The following is a 14,873-nucleotide window of genomic DNA, read 5'->3' on the forward strand; positions in this document are numbered from 1 at the left end:
GTCATCAGGTCATTAAATCATTTTTTAAAAATAGCTAAGAATTCAATCCCCACCATAAATGACTCAATAACGCGGAGCAAATGACCAGATCAGTCCCCCGGTTCGTAATCCACCGGCAGCAGATCGGCCAGCTTGGCTTTGGACCAGGTACCTTCATAAAGCGGACTTGGGTTTGATACCACGATGCCGTTCATATCAAACAAAATATAGGCACTGGAAAGGCTTACAATACTGGTTTCATAATTGCCCATATCCAGCGGACGGTAAACATCTCTAAACTCCGTAGTTTCTTCTTTTTTGGTGTACACTACGTATAGCAGATGCGGAAAAACAACAGCGTATATACCCTTTTCCTGTGTTTTGCGCAATATTTCGATGGATTGGTAAGGAACGCGAACCAGGTTTTCCCGGTTCCATTTGGTGAGGTTATTGATCCTGTACCAGTTTACCAGCGAATCGCGATTTGGGGCGATATCCCTGTATCTTTTGATCTTTTGCAGGATCAGGGCTTCGTCCGGGCGCTCCCGGTTCAGCATGCGTGTAAAGTCATGCGCTTCAAAACCTTCTTCTTTCAGCCTGTCTTTATATAACGACCGGTAAAAATGCTGCGCCGAACCGTAATAGGCCAGCTCACGTTTCTGTTTCCAGATTTTTTTTTGCTCTGCCGAACCTGGTAGTTCTTCAAAAAGGGCCTTGCCAGCGTATTGTATGGTATGTTCAATAGCATCGCTCAAAAAGTTTTTAAGCAGGAATTTGGTACGATACCCCAACGCGTGATTCTCCACCACCAGGAACTCATCGCCAGAGGCTTCCAGCTGCTGTTTGTTCCGATGATAAATGAGGTTGAGAATATGCGGATTAACCACCCGGCAAAGTTTGGAATTTTCGGTAGTCCCGATAAACTCACGCCTAAACTGTTCATAGTTCTTTTTCCAGTCGGCCGCGCTACTCACTACTACTTCGCGCAACATCAGTACCTTTTGGGCAAGTTCAATATTGAGTTTTAACGGGGCTCCGCTAACCTGTATGGTCTGCGAATAATCTTCGTAACCAACAGTAGTCACCACCAACTCATACTGGCCGGGTTTAACACCACCAAGCGTAAATGAGCCATCATCGGATGTTACCGTGCCATAAGTAGCGTTGCTTAAAAACACGCTGGCCCTGGCTACCGGGTTTTTGCCATTGGCATTAACAACCGTACCGGTAATAGTAGTATTTTGAGCTATTACTACAAAGGGACACGCTATAAAAAGAAGGATAATCCAATAAGGCCGCATTAACAAGGGATACAATTTTTTTCCAAGGTACTAAAAAACACTTTTTTTATGAACGCTTGATGAAATTGCCGGGCATTTATTTATTGCTACAAGAAAGTTACAATGAATGTTGGTTTGATAACTCCCACTTATGTCATCGCGAAGAGTAATAGCCCATGATTAGACATTTGTCTAAAAAGGGTGTCATGCTGAGCTCCGTCGAAGCATGGTGGGTGGGCCTCTGCGCTCTACCCTTCGACGGAGCTCAGGGCGACAGCTCTACTTTTTGTGATATTATTGATGTACTATGTCTAAATCATCGGCTATTACCATCGCGAGGAGGTATGACGACGCAATGACATGAATTTTAGTATTTAAACGTCAACGGGAGACACAATGTATTCTCCCGTTGACGTTATTTTCTCTTGATTCCTGATTCTTATCTCTTGATTCTCCCTACGGGCTCTTTTCAATCTCGCCACAAGTACGGAAACAGTAAAAGCGCGGTGGTAATCACGATAGCGTTGATGGCGAACAAAACACCTATATTGCCCAGGCTCAGGCTCCTGTCTATCCCATCCATCGCGTTTTTACTTAGGCGGATAAGCACCAGGATCACCGGTATGATAACCGGGAAGCTCAGGATAGCCATCAGTGTACCATTATTACCTGCTTTGGAGGCGATGGCCGATATCATAGTAAACACCGTTGAGAAGCTCAGGCTGCCCAATAACACGGTTAAAAAGTAAAACAGGGGATCGCCAAGGGTATTGGTAAAAAACACCATGTAAACCAGCAAGGCCAGGATACTTAGCAAAGACATCAGCATAACATTATATATGGTCTTGGACAGGATAATGGCCTGCGGACTGGCTATGGAATAATAATAAAGCAGGCGGCTCTTGCTCTCCTGCATAAAACTTTTGGCAATAGCATTAACCGAAGCAAACAGCATAATGATCCAGAACAGTACATTCCATACTACTTTGTAGCCATTGCTGCCGCTAAAACCCGGGGTAAGGTTAAAGGAGATGTAGCAAATAAATACGGTTGATACCACGTATAGCAAAACACCATTAAAAGCATATTTTGATCGCCATTCGAGCAAAATCTCTTTTTTAAGCAGATGCCAGGTTTCGTTAACGAGTTTCATGGCGTCAAAGGTAATTATTTGGTTCATTTGTTCATTAGGTTTATTGGTTCAATGGTTTTGCCGGGTGGAGCGTGCTGCGTTTTTTCTCTTCATGTCATTGCGAGGAGGAACGACGAAGCAATCTCGTAGCTATTCTAATCCATGAGAACGCGAGGAGATTGCCACGCTACGCTCGCAATGACATATAGGGAATACGAAGCGTATCTACAATTGCAATGACGCCTTTTTTATGAGATCGTCTTGACGCATGCATTTGCTCAATTGCGCCGATTGCATTATTTTTGAAAAATAAATCACATTGCCTCCGGCAACCCATTATCAACCTGTAAAAAATAAAATTCATGCCCATTGCTTATTGTAATACACCGCTTGGCATAACCCGTATTATTGAAGAGGATGGTTTTATCGCTTCCATATCGGCGCGGGATGAGGAGTATGAAATTACACCGGCATCTACCCCATTGCTGCAAATGGCCATCGATCAGTTAGATGAGTATTTTAAAGGCGAGCGTAAGGAGTTTGATCTGCCCTTGAAGCAAGCGGGCACCCCTTTTCAGCAGCAGGTTTGGGATGAGTTATTGCAAATAAAATATGGGCGTACCATTACCTATGCCCAGCAATCAAACCAGATGAATAGTCCGCTGGCCATAAGGGCTATAGCTTCGGCAAATGGCAAAAATGATTTGTGGATAGTAGTGCCCTGTCACCGCGTTATAGGTTCGGATGGTAGCCTTACTGGTTATGCTGGTGGCCTTTGGCGGAAGAAATGGTTGCTGGAACACGAAGCCAAAGTGATGGGCATAGGCCAAACCAAGCTCGATTTTTAACGCTTATACCACGGTCTTTAGCAACTGGCTCATTTTTTCGTGCAGCTGATACGGCTGAAATGGTTTTGCCAGTACATCATTCATACCTGAAGTAATCGCCTGTTCCTGCTCGTGTCCAAACGAAGATGCCGAAAGGGATATAATAGGTATGCTCCTTTTGGGTTCTTCAAAATCAACCCGTATAGTGCGGGCGGTTTCATAGCCGTTCATTTCGGGCATATGCGTATCCATTAAAACAAGGTCGTATTTTTTGGCTTTCAGTTTTTCGATCAGTTTGCGTCCGTTGTCTACCATTTCAACATCTACATTCCAGTCTTTGAGCATTTTCGACAGCATAAACTGGTTCACCATGTTATCTTCGGCCACCAAAACGGTGATATTGTTAAAAGGGCTTAGGACCTTATCGGGTTTACTGCTCATTTTTTCAACGGGTTTTGCTGCTATAGTATGCCAGTTTATAAAATTAAAAGTACTTCCTTTACCTAACTGACTGCTCACCGTAAGCTCCCCGCCTTTTAACTCGGCCAGTTTTTTTACAATAGTTAGCCCGAGCCCGGTACCGCCATATTTACTTACGGTATCTTCTTCGGCCTGTTCAAATGATTCAAAAATTTTGCTTAGCCGGTCGGCCGGAACTCCAATGCCCGAATCTTCCACGCTATATTTTAGTTTAACCTTATCGTTATGCTTTTGCAATACCGATACTTTCAGCTTAACATATCCCCGCTCGGTAAATTTGATGGCATTGCTCAACAGGTTCATCAGGATCTGGTTCAAACGCAGCGAATCAACCATGAGGTTTGGCGGCACGTTATCTTCTATTTCCAGTATAAATTCGATATTACTTTCATCAGCCCTGAATTTTAGCAGGTCAAAAGCCGATTTGATGAGATCGCGTATATTATTAGGTGTACGTACAATGTTAAACTTGCCCGCTTCTATTTTGGATATATCCAGCACATCGTTGATAACGCCCAGCAATGATTTTGATGAGGTTTCCAATAAATTAAGCATGTTCTTTTGCTGCTCATTTAAATCGGTACGCAACAACAGGTCGGTTATGCCAATGATGCCGTTAACTGGTGTGCGCAATTCGTGGCTCATATTGGCCAAGAAAGTTTCCTTTACCTTTTTGCTGTATTCGGCATTTTCTTTCGACTTGATCAGCTGCTCCTGGTAACTCTTTTGCGGAGAGATATCGCTGATGTTTAAAAAGATGATTTTATTATGATAGGATGCACGGCACTCTACCCATATCACCCGTTTATCAAAGGTTTCAAACTGCAATTCAAAAACGGCAAAGTTCAGGTTATCCTTTATGATCTCGCCCAGCTTTTTACGAAACAGTGTCTTCTGGTTTTCAACCGCCAGATCAATGATACTTTTGCCCAGCAACTCGGCCGATTTAAAACTCATAATGGTTTCAACCGCCGGATTAATGTTACTGATGCGGAGGTTTTGCGCATCAACTGAACAAATGATATCGGCAGAGTTTTTTACGACGATGGCAAAGTTCTGTAGCTCTTCATTCTTTAACCTGATCTCGGCCTGGCTGCGTGCCAGGTGCACAAATGAATCAACCTTGGCCGATGTGATGTACGGATCAAGGGGTTTATACAAGTAATCAATAGCACCCGTACCCAAACCTTTCACCGCGTATTTAGCTTCTTTGGATATGGCGGTCACAAATATCACCATGATATCCCGGGTACGCGGATTTGATTTGAGCATTTCAACCAGCTCAAAACCATCCATCTCTGGCATTTGCACATCAATAAGGGCAATAGCAATATGCGTGTCCCATGCAATTTTCAGGGCCTCATTTGGCGATGTTGTAGAAAATATACGAATATCATCGCGCTTCAATAATGCTTCGAGCGCAACAATATTTTCTTCTCTATCATCAACAATAAGAATATTAACGGGACTCATTGGTTGCTAATGTAAGTGAATTACTGTGTATGTAAAAGTTTAAATATCTCATCTGTATGTAATATATACCCGGCTCCTCCATTGTTAATGGCAGCCCCGGGCATTTCATCCATTTCAGCATCTTCCGGATGCTGGGCTATGGTAACCGCCCCGCTGTTTCTTAATTTAAGCATCCCATCGGCGCCATCCTGGTTTGCGCCCGATAATAAAATGGCCATGCAGCGTTCTTTATAAACATCAGCGGCGCTTTCAAAAGTTACATCAATTGATGGTTTTGAATACCAGACCGCCTCTGATACATCCAAACTAAAATACCCGCCCTTTTCTATCAGGGTATGGTAATTGGCCGGCGCTATATAAATAGTATTTTTTTCAAGAACGTCTTTATCTTCAATTTCGCGGAGTGACATATGACTGTTCTCGGCAAAAAGTTTTGCTATTTCACTAAAAAAGTTCCGCTTACGGTGAATAACAATGATCACTGTTTTACCCAGATCGGCCGGAAGCAATTTTACCATCTGGAACAAAAGTTTAAACGAGCCCGCAGAACCACCCAGTAACAATAATTCGGTAGTGCGCCAGCGTTCGAGTAAATTTTTATCAGGTCCCAATTTTTTGATAAATATTTTCCTTGTGATTAATCACCTTGAACTTTCGTTTAAAAGTATCAGACCGTATGGTTTCCTTACTGCCTAAACATAAATAACCTAACGGGCACAGGCTTTTATAAAACAATTCTAATATCCGTTCCTGCAGTTCCGTTTCAAAATAAATAAACACATTGCGGCAGCTGATGAGTTGAAACTCGTTAAACACATCGTCAGATACTAAATTATGCACCGAAAATAAGGTGTTCTGTTTTAACTCATTATGCACCGATGCCGCATCATACAAAATAGTAAAATTATCTGATATGGAACCTTTTAAGCCCGTAAACTGATAATTTTCGGCATAGCTTTTTATATTGCGCAAACTATATATCCCTTTACGGGCTTCCCTCAATACTTCGGTATTGATATCGGTACCGTAAATGAATGATTTTTTGCTGAGCCCTGCCTCGCGCAGTAATATGGCCAGGGAGTAAACCTCTTCGCCTGTAGAACAACCCGCGCACCATATTTTGGCATGCTGGTAGGTTGACAGGTAGGGCATTACCTGTAAGTTCAGTGCTTTATAAAACGAGGGGTCACGAAACATCTCGGTAACGTTCACCGTAATTTCCTCTAAAAAATATTGAAAAAAATGCTGATCATTCACCAGGGTGTGTTTCAGATCATAGAACTCCATTTTTTTCAATTGCATTATCCTAACCACCCGCCTTTTTAACGAAGCTTTGGTATAACCAGCAAAATCAAACCCGTGCACCCTTCTTACCAGGTCAATCAGTTCGGTTATTTGGGTGGGTGTTATTACAATAGACGTATCACTCATACTAACTCTCTAACCACAACTGCATCAATGAAATAAGCCTGTCCATATCAACCGGTTTTGTAATATAATCATTAGCGCCGGCCGCTATGCACTTTTCCCTGTCATCTTTCATCGCTTTCGCAGTTAAAGCTATTACAGGCAACTTGGCCCATTTGTTTTGCTTGCGTATGTACCTGGTGGCTTCGTACCCGTCCATCTTAGGCATCATGATATCCATCAACACGATATTAATGTTGGGCACCTCCTCCAGCTTGGCAATGGCTTCTTCGCCATCATTGGCTATCTCCACAATCAGGTCATAACTTTGCAGGGCGCTGCTTAATGCAAAAATGTTACGCATATCGTCATCAACAATAAGCACTTTTTTCCCTTTAAGGGCACCTTTACCTTTTGAGGGTAGTTTTACTTTGGCAAATGCCGGTGTCTGATCATATTGGGCACTGTTTGATTCGCTGATCTTGTTCAGGAACAGGTTCACTTCGTCGATCAACCTGTCAGCAGATTTGTTGGTTTTTACCACCATAGCGTTGGCATACTGCATCAAACGGTTAACCGATGCCTTGTCAAGCTCCATGGCTGTGTTTACAATTACCGGGAGCGAGGCGAAACGTTCCACCTCCTTGATCTTATCCAGCAGGTCGAGCCCTGATATATCGGGCAGGTTCAGATCCAGTATCACGCACTGGTATTCGTTTTCATGCAGCATCCTGAAGGCCGATTCGCCATCAAAGGCCTGGTCAACCGTGATACCCTGGCCCTGCATCATATCCTTTAATGCCTGGCTCTGGGCCTTGTGATCCTCAACCAGTAATATCTGTTTAAATTTGGTACCGCTTTGCAGCATGATATCGGCAAAAAGCTTATCCAGTGTTTCGGTATTGATCGGTTTTTTCAGGAAACTGATGGCACCTTCTTTGCGTACCCGGTTTGCTGCCGCATCACCCGCCGACATTAAATGCACCGGTATGTGCATAGTTGCTTCATTATGTTTGAGCTCTTTCAGTATCTGCCATCCATCTTTACCCGGTAGCATAATATCCAGTATCACGGCATCAGGCATATTTTCCTTCACGGTTTCAACAGCGTTAGTTCCTTCATGAACCATCACCGATTTATAGCCATGATCGCGCGCGTAATCCTGCAATATGTGGGCAAAGTTCTTGTCATCTTCCACAATAACCACCAATGGTTCGCGGTTAGTGTCGATGGCAGGTTTGGCGGCCGGTGCTAAAACTGGGTTTTCGGCCCTGAAGGTTTGCGCCGTTGGTAGGATCTCCTCTTCATGAGGCGCTACCTGTATAGCTTTCAATGGTATGGTCAACACAAATTCGCTGCCTACACCCTGTTCACTGCTCAGGCTGATGCTGCCGCCAAGCAGCATAGCCAGCTCCCGGCTTATAGAAAGACCTAAGCCCGTACCGCCATACTTACGACTGGTTGATCCATCGGCTTGTTGAAATGCCTCAAATATGATGCGTTGCTTTTCGGCAGGGATACCGATACCCGAATCTTTAATGGCGAAACTGATAGTCGCTTCTTTTTCACCAGGGCGGGCGGTGATGGATATAGAACCGTTTTCGGAAGTAAATTTAAAGGCGTTGGAAAGCAGGTTTTTGATCACCTGTTCTACACGTACCTTATCGGTAAATATGATTCGCGGCAGGTTTTTACTAACACTGGTGGTATAATTGATCTTTTTGTTACTGGCTACCTCTGCAAAAAGCATTTCCATATCGCCCAAAATATCGGATACTTTAATATCCTCATTTTGCATATCCAGTTTGCCCGACTCAATTTTCGACAGGTCGAGGATATCATTGATCAGCGTAAGCAGGTCGTTTCCGGCATTAAATATTACACTGGCATATTTCACCTGGTCTTCAGACAGGTTTAGTGGCTTGTTATCTTTTAGTATGCGGGCCAGTACCAGGATACTGTTGAGCGGTGTGCGCAGCTCATGGCTCATGTTGGCCAAAAATTCCGATTTGTATTTACCGGTTACTTCCAGTTCATCAACTTTAAGATTGATGGCGGCGCGGGCTTGTTCAATAGCTTCGTTCTTTTCTTCCAGCAGGCTTGCCTTTTCTTCCAGTTCGGCGTTAATGGTACGTAACTCTTCCTGCTGAACGCGCAATTCTTCTTCCGATGCCTGCAACATTTCTGTTTTGTTCACCAACTCTTCGTTGGTAACGCGCATTTCTTCCTGTTGTGCTTCCAGTTCTTCGGCCTGTTGCTGGGTTTCCTCAAACAGGTCGTGCATAATGGTACGCGCCTGGGCGGTATTTACGGCAATACCAATATCGTTGGCCACGGCCAGTATATAATCATTGCTGTGCGCAGGCAGTTGGCCCATGTAAGCTACTTCCATTACCCCTTTCAATTTTTTGTCAAAAAAGAAAGGAACAATAAAGTTTTCGGTTAAAGTTTCTTTGATCACCGACGATTCCAGGTCGAACTTCTCATTCAGCTTGCCTTTAACAACCGCAGCCTTTTGATCTTGTGCTACCTGTCCCAGCCATCCTTCGGATAATTGAACAGTTTTCTTGATCAGATCGGGATTATGAAAAGCGTACGAAGCATATAACTCCAAGCGTTGGTGCGTTTCGTTGTACAAGTACAATGTGCCTGCAGATGCATTGGTGTGGGTACAAACTTCGGTAAGTATATTGCCGGATAGTTCCCTTTCGCTTTGCTGGCCCTGCATTTTTTCGTTCAGCTGCCCGGTTCCGGTAAGCAGCCAGTTTTTGGCCTCGTTTTCGGCCAGTACTTTACCCAGTTCAATATTGGCTACTTTAATTTCGGCCTCAATTTTTTTCTGCTGATCAAAAGTGCGTTGTATGTAAAAGAATAGTATCAGGATAATGATCAGAAATATCAACGAACCACCCACAATAACCCGGATGGCTGTAGTGGAAGCCGTTTCTGAACTATCTTTGCGGGCGGTCAGCAAACTATTTTCGGCATCAATAACATGGCTAACTGTCAGCCTGATCCTGTCCATATTTTGCTTACCGTTCAGCAACAGATTGTTGCTTACTATAAATTCAAGACCTTTAGCCTCCCGTGTATCAATATTTGTTTTCAGAGTGGTGCGCTGTGCGGCAACAAATGATGTTAACGAATCGATCCTTTGTTGTTGGGCAGCATTATCTACAGAAAGATCGCGCATCGTTTGCAGGTCGACACCTATACGCGGCAGGGCCTCATTATATGGATCAAGAAATACTTTATTACCCGTAGCAACATAGCCCCGCATACCGGTTTCGGCATCGACCATATGTTGTAGCAGACCATTTGCCGATTTGATAACTTTCTGGGTATGGTCAACCCATTTATTATCATCCTCAAACTGACGGATACTATTGTAGGATAATATCCCGACTACTAAAACCAAAATAATAGATACCACAAAGCCGGCTAAAACTTGCTGGCGAAAAGAAAACTTTAACATGCAGACCGTTTGTTTATAATACAAATATGTTTAAAAAAAACCTTTTAATTATTTAAAAGGCTAATAAACATTTAAGGAATAGTTAATTGAGAAAATTAGAATCAAGAGTTAAGAATCAAGAGTCAAGACTAAAAACGTCGGTTGCTTAAATACGTCATCCCTGATTTAAACCAAAACCGGGGACCAAGATTATTGCTTATCTTGATTCTTGACTCTTGGTTCTTGATTCTAATTCCCCAACATCTTTGGCGGCCGGTGCCGACTTAATGTATGTTTTAGGTTTGCTGCTTAACGCGCCTGCTATGGCCAATATTACTCCAGAGAATAGCACATACCAGCCCCATTTAAACCTTACATGCCTGGTTAAATAGGCATCCAGTTTTTTAAAGGGTATAAAGCTAAAGGCAGTTTGCACTTTGAATATAGAAGCTAATAACAGCAGTATCACCAGGGCAAAGGCCATCCATGAAGCTGCCTTTATGATTTTTGGCTGGTTTAAAAAAGATGCCGCCACGCCAACCACAGCCACCAGCGCCAATACCAAACCGTAAGGCTGATTAAGCTGATAAACATTCCAGTTAAATAAGCCAAGCGGCCGCAACAAAGGGCAGTAAGTACCGGCAAAAAGCAGCACAAAGCCCAAAAATGATAAAATAGAACTGATACGCATGTTGGTGAGTGGTGAGTAGTGAATAGGCAATTGTATATAGTAAGCAGTGAATAGTGAGAGAAAAGTATAAAATGCCATCCCTTTTAAAGTTGACAACCACTCACCTCTCACTACTCACCACTCACTAAATTATTGTTTTATTTCCATTTTATCGGCAAAGTGGGCGCAATAGTCGCGCAGGTCTTCTACGATGTTGGTTTCGCCGGTGGCGCGTAAAAAACTGTCGCCCATGGTTTGCAGGGTTTCGTAAAAAAAGCGTTTCATTTCATCAACAGGCATATCTTTTGTCCAAAGGTCAATACGCAGCGTATTTTTGTAGCTTTGATCCCACAGGGCCAGCATCATTGATTTTACAGGCAGGGCCTCTTTGTTTTGCGAATCTGTCGATTCCCACAGGATGCTTTCCGGTACATTGTTATCATCAAGGCTGATGGTCAGCTTTATTTCAGCAGTTTTCATCTAAAAATAATTAGTGATTTATTGAATTAGTGAATTAGTGATTTTTTATCCTTCTCTGTAAAAAAATCACACAGAGGGCTTACAGATTAATATCTTTTTAATAATTATTTTCCGGCCGCAAGTATCTTAATTTTTGAACAAAAGGCATATAATGGGTTTGTAATTATTTTATCTTCACCCATGGCTTTATTCAAAAACGGCTGTCATGCTGAGCACCGTCGAAGCATGGTGGGCGGGCCTCTGCGCTCTACCCTTCGACGGAGCTCAGGGTGACAGCCCCTTTAGTCCATTATTTATTCTACTATCATTTAACCAATAAAAATATAACGGTTACCAGGGCTATAAAACATAACTCTACTATCCATAGCTTTTTAAGTTCGGCAAAAAAGTTACGGAATATCAGATCCAGAAAAAACACTACCGCGGCAAACAGCAAAAATATCCAGCCAATGGTAGTGCTCCAGGTTTCCAGTGGCCTACCCGCTATGTGGGCGCCATAGATCCAGATATAAACCGCCGCCACAATAAAAAAAGTAGTAGCGAAATTTAAAGGGGTAATGCGAAGTTTCATGTAATACTTTATTGTGGAGTCAAGAATCAAGAGCCAAGAATCAAGAACAAATTAAAAACAGGTATCGAAACATATTTTTTTCATATTCTATTTGCCGCTATTTTTTATCTTAACTCTTGATTCTTGACTCTTGCTTCTAATTAATTATCGTTTTTTCCTCGATGATTTACTGTTCGGATTTTTTTTGCCTACTTTACCATAGCGCGCCTTATCCCGGGTGGCGTCGAATTTTTTGCGCTGGTTAAGCGTTTTCTTTTCGTGAAAAGCTCCTTTAAAGTCGGGATCATCCTTACGCTTTTGCAAATCGATCTCTTTGTTCTGCTCCTGCCTTTCGTCGTAACCGGTTTCCTCCATAAATACATCATCAGGAATGGCCGATACGGGTATGCTTTGTTTGATCAGTTTTTCGATCTTTTTGAGATAATACTCCTCCGCCGGACCACAGAACGTAATGGCTTCGCCCGATTGCAGGGCCCTGCCTGTACGCCCAATGCGGTGTACATAATCTTCTATCACTACCGGTACATCAAAGTTGATCACATGGCTCACATCGCTCACATCGATCCCCCGCGATGCCACATCGGTTGCCACCAGGATCTTCACCTCATCGTTCTTGAACGAATTGATGGAGTTGATCCTCGTATTTTGCCCTTTGTTGGCATGCAATACGCGAACACCGTTTTCGCCGTATTTGCGAAGCAAAAACTTGTACACATCTTCGGCAGCTATACGGGTTTTGCAGAATATGATGAGCTTGGTGATGTCGCCTTCCAAATCAAGCAGCTTTTTGAGCAGGTTGATCTTGGTTTTGTTGTTGGGCACATGGTACAAATGCTGGTTTACCGTTTGCGCCGGGGTAGCCTGCGGGGTTACCTCAATTATGGTCGGATACTCCAGGAAATTGTTGGACAATTCATGGATCTTATCGCTCATGGTGGCCGAAAAAAGCAGGTTTTGTCTTTTTACCGGTACCACTTCCAGTATGCGGTTTATCTGGGGCATAAAGCCCATGTCCATCATTTTATCGGCCTCATCTAACACCAGCACCTGTAGGGTTTTGGTTACGATGTGCCCGGCCAGATAAATATCCATAAAGCGGCCGGGGGTGGCCACAATAATGTCGACCCCTTTATTGATCTGCTCTATTTGTGTTTTAGGCCCCAAGCCGCCGTAAAGTACCACCACACGCAAGTCAGTGTTGGCGGCAAATGTTTTTACGTTCTCCTCGATCTGCATAGCCAGTTCGCGCGTTGGCGAAATGATCAGCGCCCGCGGATTTTCGCCTTGGGCATATTTTAGTTTCATGAGGATGGGCAACACATAGGCCGCCGTTTTACCGGTGCCGGTTTGCGCAATACCCATCACATCCTGCCCGTTCAGTATCGGGGGGATGGCCTTTTGCTGTATAGGCGTAGCTTCGGTATAACCGGCATCAGCTATCGCGTTCAATATTTGCCGGTTAAAATTAAATTCTTCAAAAGTTACAGCCATGGCGCAAAGATAAGCTTTTGAGGAAAGAGTCAAGAATTAAGAATCAAGAGGCAAGAATGGGTGGTGGTTTGGCGACGATAGACTCAGCTCGCCGGCGCTGCGCGACCCTCTCTTTGGCTTTGATTCCTTCTCCACACACGTCATTGCCACGTCGTTCCTCCTCGCAATGACGTTCTTTATTAAGCTCCCTTTTTGTCTCTTACATCTTGTTTACTGTCTCAAACCCCAAAATCCTATATTTGCCTTAATTAAATCCGAAATCGAAAATCCCAACTCCGAAATCAATATATGTCAACAATCCTCATCAAATCAGCAACAGTAGTAAACGAAGGCCGGCAATATGTAACTGACATCCTGGTAAAAGATGGTTTTATTGAACGGATAGATTCAAACATTGACACCCCTGCAGATGAGGTGATCAACGCTGAAGGCCTTCACCTGCTGCCCGGTTGTATTGACGACCAGGTGCATTTTCGCGAACCTGGATTAACCCACAAGGCCAATATTCATTCCGAATCGCGCGCGGCGGTGGCAGGCGGTATTACTTCGTTCATGGAAATGCCCAACACCGTACCCAATACACTTACTCAAACTTTACTGGAAGATAAATATGAGATAGCCTCACGTAACTCGCTGGCTAACTACTCCTTTTTCATGGGTGCATCAAACGATAACCTGGACGAGGTGCTGCGTACCGATGCCGCCAATGTTTGCGGTGTTAAAGTATTCATGGGCTCATCAACCGGTAATATGCTGGTGGATAATCCGCGCACACTGGATAACCTTTTTGCACAATCGCCCATGCTCATAGCGGTACATTGCGAGGATGAGGCCACCATCAAAAGTAACCTAAACCATTACAAACAGTTGCTGGGCGAAAATCTGCCCGTGAGATTGCACCCCAAGATCAGGAGCGCCGAGGCTTGTTACCTGTCGTCGTCATTGGCGGTAGAGCTGGCTAAAAAACATAATACCAGACTGCATATCCTGCACATATCCACCGCGCTGGAAACACATCTTTTTACCAATAAGATCCCATTGCAGGACAAACGCATTACCGCCGAGGCCTGCGTGCACCACCTGTGGTTCAGCGATGTTGATTATGAAACCAAAGGAAACTTCATTAAATGGAACCCCGCGGTAAAAACCGCACAGGACCGTGATGCTGTTTTACAGGCTGTGTTGGATGGCCGTATAGATGTGATCGCGACGGACCATGCCCCGCATACTTTAGAAGAAAAGGAGCAACCCTACCTGCAGGCGCCATCGGGCGGTCCGCTGGTTCAACATGCCTTACCGGCCATACTGGAACTGTACCATCACGGTAAGATCACCCTGGAACAAATAGTCGAAAAAATGGCGCATAATGTGGCCACTCTTTTCCGGATAGATAAACGCGGCTTTATCCGCGAAGGCTACTGGGCCGACCTGGTGCTGGTGAATTTGAATAAACCCTGGAACGTGAACAAGAGCAATATTTTATACCATTGCGGCTGGAGCCCTTTTGAAGGCACCACCTTCCGCTCGCAAATTGCCTATACTTTGGTATCGGGTAATATAGCTTACGCTAATGGAAGTTTAACTGAAGGTAAAACTGGCAAACGTTTGAATTTTAATCACTAATAGAAT

12 protein-coding genes are annotated in these 14,873 nt (G+C 43.8%); 2 read left to right on the forward strand and 10 right to left on the reverse strand.

Going from position 1 to position 14,873, the window contains the following annotated elements:
• Positions 1-89 precede the first annotated feature (89 nt).
• Positions 90-1,280, reverse strand: coding sequence for a carboxypeptidase-like regulatory domain-containing protein (locus BLR84_RS14215; protein WP_090468956.1), 1,191 nt, complete (start codon positions 1,278-1,280; stop codon positions 90-92).
• A gap of 448 nt (positions 1,281-1,728) precedes the next feature.
• Complete coding sequence (locus BLR84_RS14220; protein ID WP_090469355.1) at positions 1,729-2,412, reverse strand: heme exporter protein CcmB; 684 nt, start codon at positions 2,410-2,412, stop codon at positions 1,729-1,731.
• 341 nt (positions 2,413-2,753) lie between these two features.
• Between BLR84_RS14220 and BLR84_RS14225 the strand changes: the two genes are divergently transcribed.
• On the forward strand, positions 2,754-3,239 hold the full coding sequence (locus BLR84_RS14225) for a methylated-DNA--[protein]-cysteine S-methyltransferase (RefSeq protein ID WP_090468957.1): 486 nt from the start codon (positions 2,754-2,756) through the stop codon (positions 3,237-3,239).
• Positions 3,240-3,242: 3 nt separating this feature from the next.
• Here BLR84_RS14225 and BLR84_RS14230 read toward each other — a convergent pair whose 3' ends face one another.
• The 8 genes from BLR84_RS14230 to BLR84_RS14265 all read right to left on the reverse strand — a co-directional run bounded on the left by BLR84_RS14230 (position 3,243) and on the right by BLR84_RS14265 (position 13,244).
• The gene (locus tag BLR84_RS14230; protein WP_090468959.1) at positions 3,243-5,171 is read right to left on the reverse strand and encodes a hybrid sensor histidine kinase/response regulator; all 1,929 of its coding nucleotides are present in this window, start codon (positions 5,169-5,171) and stop codon (positions 3,243-3,245) included.
• Positions 5,172-5,191: 20 nt separating this feature from the next.
• Positions 5,192-5,782, reverse strand: a complete 591-nt coding sequence (locus BLR84_RS14235; protein ID WP_090468960.1) for a chemotaxis protein CheB — start codon at positions 5,780-5,782, stop codon at positions 5,192-5,194.
• On the reverse strand, positions 5,772-6,602 hold the full coding sequence (locus BLR84_RS14240) for a CheR family methyltransferase (RefSeq protein ID WP_090468962.1): 831 nt from the start codon (positions 6,600-6,602) through the stop codon (positions 5,772-5,774). The genes BLR84_RS14235 and BLR84_RS14240 overlap by 11 nt, the downstream gene beginning before the upstream one ends.
• Position 6,603: 1 nt before the next feature.
• Positions 6,604-10,053, reverse strand: a complete 3,450-nt coding sequence (locus BLR84_RS14245; protein ID WP_090468963.1) for a response regulator — start codon at positions 10,051-10,053, stop codon at positions 6,604-6,606.
• Positions 10,054-10,249: 196 nt separating this feature from the next.
• The gene (locus BLR84_RS14250; RefSeq protein WP_143013905.1) at positions 10,250-10,753 is read right to left on the reverse strand and encodes a hypothetical protein; all 504 of its coding nucleotides are present in this window, start codon (positions 10,751-10,753) and stop codon (positions 10,250-10,252) included.
• Positions 10,754-10,852: 99 nt separating this feature from the next.
• Positions 10,853-11,182, reverse strand: coding sequence for a gliding motility protein GldC (gldC, locus tag BLR84_RS14255; protein WP_076372156.1), 330 nt, complete (start codon positions 11,180-11,182; stop codon positions 10,853-10,855).
• A gap of 304 nt (positions 11,183-11,486) precedes the next feature.
• Positions 11,487-11,753 (reverse strand): hypothetical protein, encoded by a 267-nt coding sequence (locus tag BLR84_RS14260; protein WP_090468967.1) that lies wholly within the window; start codon positions 11,751-11,753, stop codon positions 11,487-11,489.
• 144 nt (positions 11,754-11,897) lie between these two features.
• Positions 11,898-13,244, reverse strand: coding sequence for a DEAD/DEAH box helicase (locus BLR84_RS14265; RefSeq protein ID WP_076372160.1), 1,347 nt, complete (start codon positions 13,242-13,244; stop codon positions 11,898-11,900).
• Between the two features lie 288 nt (positions 13,245-13,532).
• Between BLR84_RS14265 and BLR84_RS14270 the strand changes: the two genes are divergently transcribed.
• Positions 13,533-14,867, forward strand: a complete 1,335-nt coding sequence (locus tag BLR84_RS14270) for a dihydroorotase (RefSeq protein ID WP_090468969.1) — start codon at positions 13,533-13,535, stop codon at positions 14,865-14,867.
• Positions 14,868-14,873: the final 6 nt, after the last annotated feature.

It is taken from the genome of Mucilaginibacter sp. OK268, assembly GCF_900103125.1.
GTDB lineage: Bacteria > Bacteroidota > Bacteroidia > Sphingobacteriales > Sphingobacteriaceae > Mucilaginibacter.